The 333-nt window shown below is 68.8% G+C and carries 1 protein-coding gene; it reads left to right on the top strand.

Annotation, left to right across the window (positions count from 1 at the left end; translation table 11 throughout):
* On the top strand, positions 1–333 hold a 333-nt coding region (locus tag EN846_RS34120; protein ID WP_210236151.1), incomplete at both ends, for a hypothetical protein.

The raw sequence follows: 333 nt of genomic DNA on the forward strand, positions 1-333 counted from the left end.
CCTGCAGGGCGGCAACGCGCGCGCCGACATCCCACGCCTGGTGTTCTCGTTCCGCTACGCGCGCGACATCGGTGCCTTCCGCGAAGCGAGCGCGTTGTGGCGGCAGACCGATGGCGACCTGATGGCGCTGCAGCGACTGATCGATGAACTGCAGTTGCGGCACGACGGCAGCCTGGTGCCCGTTGCCGCACGCGACCACTACCTGCAGCAGCTGCGTGACCTGGACCAGCGGATGAAGGTGCAGAGCCAGGCGTTCTCGCAGGCACTGCTGCGGATGGCCACGCTGGTGCGGCTGGCGACCCTGATGGTCGCGGGCCTGTCGGTGCTGGCGAT

The organism is Mesorhizobium sp. M4B.F.Ca.ET.203.01.1.1 (assembly GCF_004791025.1).
In the GTDB taxonomy this organism is placed as follows: Bacteria; Pseudomonadota; Alphaproteobacteria; order Rhizobiales; family Rhizobiaceae; genus Mesorhizobium; species Mesorhizobium abyssinicae.